Consider the following 8,199-nt stretch of genomic DNA (forward strand, 5'->3'; position numbering starts at 1 on the left):
ACATATCGCTCATGTAAATCACGCCATGGAGCACCTGAGCACAGAATCCAGAACATACCATTGATGATTTTACGATGTTCTGCCCATGGACGTCCGGCACGTGGTATTGCTGGTTCAGCAGGCAGTAAAGACTGGATGATTATCCATGCTTCATCGGGAAGGTCGTAGCGAGCCATAGTTCAATATACTGTTGAAACATACGGTTACTATAACTCAGGCAATTAAGGGACACAGCCTAAGATTCAAGTCTATCGCCAATACCTGACTTTTCATCCCATTCAATGAGGGTATATGAACAAATTCGTCGCGCTACTCCTTTCGATGGCAGCAGCCTTGTCGGGCTGTACCCCTCCCGTAAACACACAGCAGTCAAACAGGCATATCTACATTGTTCACGGATACGATTCACGGATACGACGCTTCACCGTCAGAGCATTGGTTCGCGTGGCTGAAAAGCGAGATGGAGAAAACGAGAGCAAGGGTGTCGATCATTGATTTACCCACCCCTGACGATCCTCAACCTCAGGCGTGGCAACGGGCCCTCGAAACACAGGTGACATCGCTGGATAGCAACACCTATTTTGTCGCGCACAGTCTTGGCAGCATTACGCTGTTGAGATTTCTTGAAAAACACCCGTGCAACGCGCCTATCGGCGGCTATATTCTGGTTTCCGGTTTCAATGAGCGTCTGCCGACGCTTCCGCAGCTCGACCGCTTCATAAAACCGGATATTGATTATGGCAAACTGGTGCAGAGGGCAAGCAGCAGCGTTATCATCGCTGCACCTGATGATAGCGTGGTTCGTTACCGATTCATTCAGGCGTTGGCGAAATCCCTCGATTCCCGGTTCATTACGGTTGAGCAGGGTAACCACTTTCTGGCAAGTGATGGATTTACCGAATTCCCTCTGGTGCTGGCTGAGCTACAGAAGGCCATAGCCGCATCAGGGCGGTGAGCCGCTGGCGTCAGCCGAGCAGCAGAATCAGGATACGCTCGGCACAATGCCTGTGTGCTACGACAAATGCGCCTGCGCAGCCCGCCATACATTGGCGATTTCATCGAGCAATTCCAACCACTCCGGCTCCAGTTCCAGCACGTCCGTTCCCTTACGCAGTGCGGTTTCCAGCGTGTAACATAGTTGCTTCAAGCGTGGCACACCGATGTAGCCGCAACTGCCGTGCAGTTTATGAATCAGAGGCAGTGTGTCTGCCACGGGGTGGCCCGCCAACAGCGCTTCGATGTGTTGCTGCACGTCGGGCAGGGAATCCAGCAGCATTTGCAGCAGATCGCGCGCCAGATCGGGATGACGGGTTGCCAGCGACCAGTCGAGCGAGAGCTGGCTGTCATCATGTTCAGCCAGAAATTGCGCCATGCTGCCGTTCTCGCTCTCAATCGGTATACTAGGTTGTTGGGTATAACGCGTCAATACCGACGCCAGCATCTGCTCATCAATCGGTTTAGCAAGATAACCATCCATTCCCGCTTGCAACAATGATTTGCGCTCGTCACTCAGCGAATGGGCGCTGACCGCAATAATCGGCGTAGTAGCGTGGCGGGAAAGCTGGCGGATGTGTCCGCTGGCGCGAATGCCATCCATGCCGGGCATTTGGATATCCATCAGGATGACGTCGATATCCTGCATTGCCGCCTGTGCGATAGCCTCTTCACCGCTGTCGCACAGCAGGGTGTTTTCCACCTGCTCTTCCAGCAGCGTACCGATCAGTTTCAGGTTAGCCGGATTGTCATCCACCGCCATCACACACAGCGGCAAGCGCTGTATGGGCAGCGTTGCTGGTTGCGTTGCTGGCAGCAACGATAGCTGCTGGATCAACAGACCTTCCTGTATTAAGGGCAACAGGCGTACCGAGGAAAGGGGTTTACTCAGACAGGCGTGGATACCGAAGGATTTCAACTGTTCAGCATCCATTTGCGCCAGACTGTGCAAGGCCAAAATAACACAAGCTGCTTTGCGGCTCATGTCGCGCAACTGTGAGGTGTAATCCAGCAAGTTATTACGACGCCGAACGGGAACGCCGAGCAGCAAAATATCGAAATGTTGCGGCGGTAACTGTTCAAGGGTCGCGCTAAAGTGCACCTGCAACGGCGTTTGCCCCAGAATATCTAACCCGGCTTGCGCGGCGGAGGCGTTTGCTTCCACATAGGCAATGCTGTGTCCTTGCAGTACGGAGAGATTGTTCTCTGCCATGCTGCCGTGCGGATCGCAGGTTAACGTAATGTGGAACCAAAAGGTGGAGCCTTGGTTTACCGCGCTTTGGAAGCGAATATCGCCGCCCATCTCTTTCACCAGTCGCTGGGTGATAACCAGCCCCAGCCCGGTGCCGCCATGGCGGCGGGAAATGCTGGTATCTGCCTGCTGAAATGCCTGAAACAACTGTGCCTGCTGTCCCTCGGCGATGCCAATACCGGTATCTCGGATCTGAATTTCCAACTCCAGCTGTTTATGGCTTTGACGGTGGCGTTCAATGCGGATATCGATATTGCCCTTTTCGGTGAATTTGATGGCATTGCCCAGCAGATTGGTGATCACCTGTTGCAGACGCATCGGATCGCCGATAAAACGTTCGGGTACGCCGGGCTGAATGTTGAGCGTCAGCTCTAATCCCTTCTCATGGGCAGTGTGCGCCAACAGCGTGATGATATCATCCAGCGTGTTATGCAGTGAGAATGGGATGTTTTCCAACACCAGTTTGCCCGCTTCGAGCTTGGAGAAATCCAGCACGTCATTGATGATGGTCAGCAGGTTGTTGGCGGAACGCTCGATAGTGCGCAAATAGTCGGTCTGGGTTGCGGTTAACGTAGTTTTCAGCGTTTGACGGGTGAAACCGATCACGCCGTTAAGCGGGGTACGCAGCTCGTGCGACATGTTGGCTAAAAACTCGGACTTGATACGCGCGGCCTCTTGCGCCCGCTTTTTCGCCAAATCCAGCTCGACGTTCTGGATCTCCATCTGTTCCAGCGTCTCCCTCAGATCGTAAGTGGCCTGATCGATGTTTTGCTGCACCTCCTCGTGGTAGGCCGTCAGGGACATCGCCATGGCGTTGATGCCATTCTTCAGCATATCCAACTCGCCCAGCATGCACCCTTCTGCACGGCTGTCCAATTGACCGCGCCGGATACGATCGACGGTATCCACCATATTGCGTATCGGCATGGTGACATCGCGCACCAGACGGTAGGCGAACAGACCGGCAATCGCCATGCACAGCAGCATCAACAGCGTGGCGATAAAGGTCTCCTGATACTGTTGCAGCACGATGGAGTCGGTATCCAGCTCCAGCAACACATACCCCACTGTCGCGCCGGGGCGCTCGACCTTGCCCGCATGACGGGTGAATTCCGTGCCGATGGTGATAGGCATATGCAGTAACAGCTTGTCATCAACTTGGTGAGAATGTAGCCCTGACGGCATCGACTGCTGTTTTACCGCATCAATCAGTTGGGTGATATGGCGCGAATCGGTGCTGAATAACACCTGATGTTGTGCGTTAGTGATGATAATGGCGCGTACAATGTCGGAATGACGCCGATGCAGCATATTGATTAGCGGCTGAATCATCTCCTGCTGGTTGGCTACCAGCGAATAGGCAGCGACGGCGGAAAGCGGCTCAATAATACTGGCCCCCGCGCTGGCAAGCTGGTCCTGCAACTGATTGCTGCGGTGAATAACGAAGAAGGTACTGAGCAGCAACCCGATAATCAGTGTCGGAGCCAGAATCAGTATCATCATGCGGGCACGCAGACTGTATTTGGTCATGAGGTTCCAATGTGGGAGAATTAGGTCCAGACGTTCAGCTTAAAGACACAATAGCAAACTATGGCGCAATTCTACTCTCCAAACCGGCGTGTGACGACCCGTCAAATCATTAACGTGACCGTGGCCGATCTCGATCCCTTCGGACAGGGTGTAGCGCGTCATCAATGCAAAAACGTTTTCGTGCCCGGCGCGCTGCCGGACGAGCAGGCGGAAGTCCATCTGACCGAGGATAAACGTCAGTATGCGCGTGCTGAACTCAAACGGCTGCTGACGCGCAGTGCGCAACGTGCGGAACCGCGCTGTCCGCACTTTGGCGTGTGCGGTGGCTGTCAGCAGCATGCCGATGTCGCGTTGCAACAGCGCAGCAAATCGGCCGCGCTGCAAAAGCTGATAATGCGAGAAACCGGACAAACACTGACGGATATTGGACTGATTGCGGGGCCGGCCTATGGTTACCGTCGGTGTGCGCGTCTTGCGTTATACTTTTTGACGGGAGACAAACCTGCGTCAGCGGGTGGAAAAGCAGCAGCCCGTGCCAAATCAGTGCCTCAACCCGCGTCGGGTTTGCGCATGGGATACCGCCAGGGGCAATCGCACGATGTGGTGGATATCGCGACCTGCACGGTGTTGGCACCGGAACTGGATGCACTGTTAGCCCCACTGCGTCACTGCCTCAGCCAGTTGCAAGGGGTGAAACGGCTCGGCCATGTGGAGCTGGTGCTGGCTGATAACGGCCCGCTGCTGGTGTTGCGCCATCTTGATGCGCTGAGCGCGACGGATACCGATGCTTTACGCGCGTTTTCCGCATCCCAGCAGGTGGCTATCTATCTGGCACCGGAGGCTGATATCGTCATCCCTCTGACGGGCGACACGCCGGTTTATCGTGTGAACGACATGACGCTCGCCTTCAGTACGCGCGACTTTATTCAGGTCAATGACGCGGTGAATCAGCAGATGGTGGCACAGGCACTGGCGTGGCTGGATGTACAGCCGCAAGACCGTATTCTGGATCTGTTTTGCGGCATGGGCAATTTCACATTTCCGCTGGCAACGCGTGCGGCAGAGGTGATCGGTGTCGAAGGTGTGCCGGCGTTGGTGGAGAAAGGACGAGAGAATGTGCGCCGTAACGGCTTGTCTAACGTCACATTTTCTCACCAAAATCTCGACGAGGATGTGGCGCAACAGTCCTGGAGCGCCCAGGGATTTGATAAGATACTGCTAGATCCGGCACGCGCCGGGACGGCGGAAGTGATGCCGCAAATTGTTAAACTTGCACCACAGAGTGTGGTCTATGTTTCGTGTAACCCCACCACGTTGGCGCGGGACAGTAAAGTGCTGTTGGCCGCAGGTTACACGTTGGCGCAGGTCGCCATGTTGGATATGTTTCCTCACACCGGCCACCTTGAATCGATGGCACTGTTTTTGCGGCGTTCTGGTAAGGCGGCACGCTCTGGCAAAGCGGCATTGTAGGGAGAGTTTATGGTTGCGGTAAGAAGTGCGCATTTGAATACGGACGGCGAGTTTGTGCCAGATGCCTGGATTGCATCGTTGGGCATCAATAATCAGCAGTCGTGTGAACGCTTAGCAGAGACCTGGCGCTATTGTGAACAGCACACGCAAGGGCACACCGATGCGATGTTGCTGCTGTGGCGCGGTATTGAAATGGTGGAGATCCTCTCCACCCTCAGCATGGACAACGACAGCATGCGCGCGGCGATGCTGTTCCCGTTGGCTGACTCCGGCGTGGTGGATGAAGGCACGCTGCGTGACGCTTTTGGCAAGAATATCGTCGATTTGGTGCACGGCGTACGCGATATGGATGCGATTCGTCAACTGAAAGCGACGCAACACGATTCCGTTGCCTCCGAGCAGGTAGACAATATCCGCCGTATGCTGCTGGCGATGGTGGAAGATTTCCGCTGCGTGGTGATCAAGCTTGCGGAGCGCATTGCGCACCTGCGTGAAGTGAAAGATGCGCCGGAAGAAGAGCGCGTGCTGGCGGCAAAGGAATGTACCAACATCTACGCGCCTTTGGCGAACCGCCTCGGTATCGGCCAGCTCAAGTGGGAGCTGGAGGATTTCTGTTTCCGTTATCTGCATCCGGATGAATACAAAAAAATCGCCAAACTGTTGCACGAGCGACGTATTGACCGTGAACAGTATATTGACGATTTTGTTAAAACACTGTGCACCGCGATGGCGGGCGAGGGCGTCAAGGCTGAAGTCTATGGCCGGCCCAAGCATATCTACAGCATCTGGCGCAAGATGCAGAAAAAATCCCTGTCGTTTGATGAACTGTTTGATGTGCGCGCCGTGCGTATTGTGGTTGAACGCTTGCAGGATTGCTATGCGGCGCTCGGTATCGTTCACACCCACTACCGTCACCTGCCCGACGAGTTCGACGATTACGTGGCAAACCCGAAGCCTAACGGCTACCAGTCCATCCACACGGTGGTATTGGGGCCGAGGGGCAAAACCCTTGAAATCCAGATTCGCACCAAACAGATGCATGAAGATGCAGAATTGGGCGTTGCTGCACACTGGAAATACAAGGAGGGCGCGGTTGCGGGGGGACGCTCCGGTTACGAAGGGCGCATTGCCTGGCTGTGCAAGCTGCTCACCTGGCAAGAAGAGATGGCCGATTCAGACGAAATGCTGGACGAAGTACGCAGCCAGGTGTTCGACGATCGTGTCTACGTGTTTACGCCAAAAGGCGACGTGGTCGATCTGCCAATCGGCTCTACGCCGCTGGATTTTGCCTACCACATTCATAGCGATATTGGGCATCGCTGCATCGGTGCCAAAATTGGCGGGCGCATTGTGCCCTTTACCTACCAGTTGCAAATGGGCGATCAGATTGAAATCATCACTCAGAAGCAGCCGAACCCGAGCCGCGATTGGTTGAACCAGAACCTGGGTTATATCACCACCAGCCGTGGCCGTTCCAAGATCCATAACTGGTTCCGCAAGCAAGATCGTGACAAGAATATCCTGGCAGGGCGCAAGATTCTGGATAACGAGCTGGAACATTTGGGGATCAGCCTCAAAGCGGCAGAGAAGCTGCTGCTGCCGCGCTATGACATCAACTCGCTTGATGAACTGCTGGCCGGTATTGGCGGCGGGGATATTCGCCTTAACCAGATGGTGAACTTCCTTCAGGCGCAGCTCAATCAGCCCAGCGCTGAGGAGCAGGATCGCGAAGCGCTGCGTCAACTTACCCAGCAGAAAGCGCCACCGCAGAACAGCCGCAAAGACAGCGGCCGTATTGTGGTAGAAGGGGTTGGAAATCTGATGCATCATATCGCGCGGTGCTGCCAGCCGATCCCGGGCGATGAGATCATCGGTTTCATTACGCGCGGACGCGGTATATCTATCCACCGCGCTGACTGTGAGCAGTTGTACGATCTGCGCAGCCATGCGCCTGAGCGGATTGTCGATGCCGTCTGGGGGGAAAGCTACTCCAGCGGCTATTCGCTGACGGTGCGCGTAACCGCCAACGATCGTAGTGGGTTACTGCGCGATATCACCACCATTCTGGCGAACGAAAAGGTGAACGTGCTGGGCGTGTCCAGCCGCAGTGATACCAAACAGCAGATCGCGGTGATCGACATGGAGATCGAGATCTACAACCTTCAGGTATTGGGACGGGTGCTTGCGAAGCTCAACCAACTGCCGGATGTCATTGGCGCGCGTCGCCAGCAAGGGGCGTAATTTTTTACGTAGGTCCTCACTTTGTCATCCCCGCGCAGGCAGGGATCTATCACGGAATATACTCAAAATAATTCGCGTTGCAGGAAGGCGGCCAGTGAGGGAATCCTCAGGTAAGTGATTCGGGTCAGCGAAAGCAGTCAACGCACCTGCAACGTGAGGTATGACGGGTATAAACGCGTTTCTCCAGTAAGGGGGCAACGCGATTTTTATTGATTCAGGAATCAGGCATGACAGCAGCGGCTATTGAACGTCTTCTTTCCATTATGAATACATTGCGCGATCCGAAAAATATTAGTGTACTCAATATGTTGATTGCAGTGTGAAATGTCCGGTTTTAGATGTGGAATACAGTGGCTAAAGTTGATGTAAGATGCCCGTTTTGTGAACAGACATCTCCTGTGAAAAAACACGGTTATGGCAAAAGTGGCCATCAGCGCTACCGTCGTCAGTCATGCAAACACGGATGGCTACAGGGCTTACAACGACGAACTTCCAAAAGTAAAACACATTGTTAGCAGGCTGTATACACAGCGTATTGAGCGTGCACATCTGACACTGCGTAACCGATTTCAACGGGCTTTGTTGAATAAATAGATTTTATGCTGGCAGCCCAGTGAAACGACGGATCCTCGCAACGTAAAATCATGCAGTTAGGCCTCATGAGAAAAGTGTACACCTGAGATGACAAGCATTTTCAACCAAAACTGGCATGG

6 protein-coding genes and 1 pseudogene are annotated in these 8,199 nt (G+C 54.2%); 5 read left to right on the forward strand and 2 right to left on the reverse strand.

Going from position 1 to position 8,199, the window contains the following annotated elements:
- The coding region (locus tag QZ506_RS02360; protein ID WP_291968792.1) for a transposase at positions 1 to 176 on the reverse strand (176 nt) is incomplete at its 3' end.
- Between the two features lie 212 nt (positions 177 to 388).
- On the opposite strand from QZ506_RS02360, the gene QZ506_RS02365 reads away from it, so the two are divergent.
- The gene (locus QZ506_RS02365) at positions 389 to 955 is read left to right on the forward strand and encodes an alpha/beta hydrolase (protein ID WP_291968782.1); all 567 of its coding nucleotides are present in this window, start codon (positions 389 to 391) and stop codon (positions 953 to 955) included.
- A 57-nt stretch (positions 956 to 1,012) separates the two neighbouring features.
- Here QZ506_RS02365 and barA read toward each other — a convergent pair whose 3' ends face one another.
- Positions 1,013 to 3,775, reverse strand: coding sequence for a two-component sensor histidine kinase BarA (barA, locus tag QZ506_RS02370; RefSeq protein WP_291968784.1), 2,763 nt, complete (start codon positions 3,773 to 3,775; stop codon positions 1,013 to 1,015).
- A 60-nt stretch (positions 3,776 to 3,835) separates the two neighbouring features.
- Here barA and rlmD point away from each other — a divergent pair, with 60 nt between their 5' ends.
- The 4 genes and pseudogenes from rlmD (at position 3,836) to QZ506_RS02390 (ending at position 8,080) form a co-directional block, all read left to right on the forward strand.
- Positions 3,836 to 5,245 carry a 23S rRNA (uracil(1939)-C(5))-methyltransferase RlmD gene (gene rlmD / locus QZ506_RS02375; RefSeq protein WP_291968786.1) on the forward strand — a complete coding sequence of 470 codons (1,410 nt, stop codon included), beginning with the start codon at positions 3,836 to 3,838 and terminating at the stop codon, positions 5,243 to 5,245.
- 9 nt (positions 5,246 to 5,254) lie between these two features.
- Entirely contained in the window at positions 5,255 to 7,486 is a 2,232-nt protein-coding gene (gene relA / locus QZ506_RS02380; protein ID WP_291968788.1) for a GTP diphosphokinase, read from the forward strand.
- A 350-nt stretch (positions 7,487 to 7,836) separates the two neighbouring features.
- Positions 7,837 to 7,941: pseudogene (locus tag QZ506_RS02385) on the forward strand (IS1 family transposase); the annotation flags it as partial.
- A complete protein-coding gene (locus QZ506_RS02390) occupies positions 7,901 to 8,080 on the forward strand; it encodes an IS1 family transposase (RefSeq protein WP_291968790.1) in 180 nt (59 codons plus the stop codon). The pseudogene QZ506_RS02385 and the gene QZ506_RS02390, both read left to right, overlap by 41 nt.
- Positions 8,081 to 8,199: the final 119 nt, after the last annotated feature.

This window comes from Candidatus Symbiopectobacterium sp., from assembly GCF_020054415.1.
Classification (GTDB): domain Bacteria; phylum Pseudomonadota; class Gammaproteobacteria; order Enterobacterales; family Enterobacteriaceae; genus Symbiopectobacterium.

Bases quoted from the DNA above. Each gene is read 5' to 3' on its own strand.
- relA (WP_291968788.1), top strand. From the start codon at position 5,255: ATGGTTGCGGTAAGAAGTGCGCATTTGAATACGGACGGCGAGTTTGTG.
- QZ506_RS02390 (WP_291968790.1), top strand. From the start codon at position 7,901: ATGGCAAAAGTGGCCATCAGCGCTACCGTCGTCAGTCATGCAAACACG.
- rlmD (WP_291968786.1), top strand. From the start codon at position 3,836: ATGGCGCAATTCTACTCTCCAAACCGGCGTGTGACGACCCGTCAAATC.
- barA (WP_291968784.1), bottom strand. From the start codon at position 3,775: ATGACCAAATACAGTCTGCGTGCCCGCATGATGATACTGATTCTGGCT.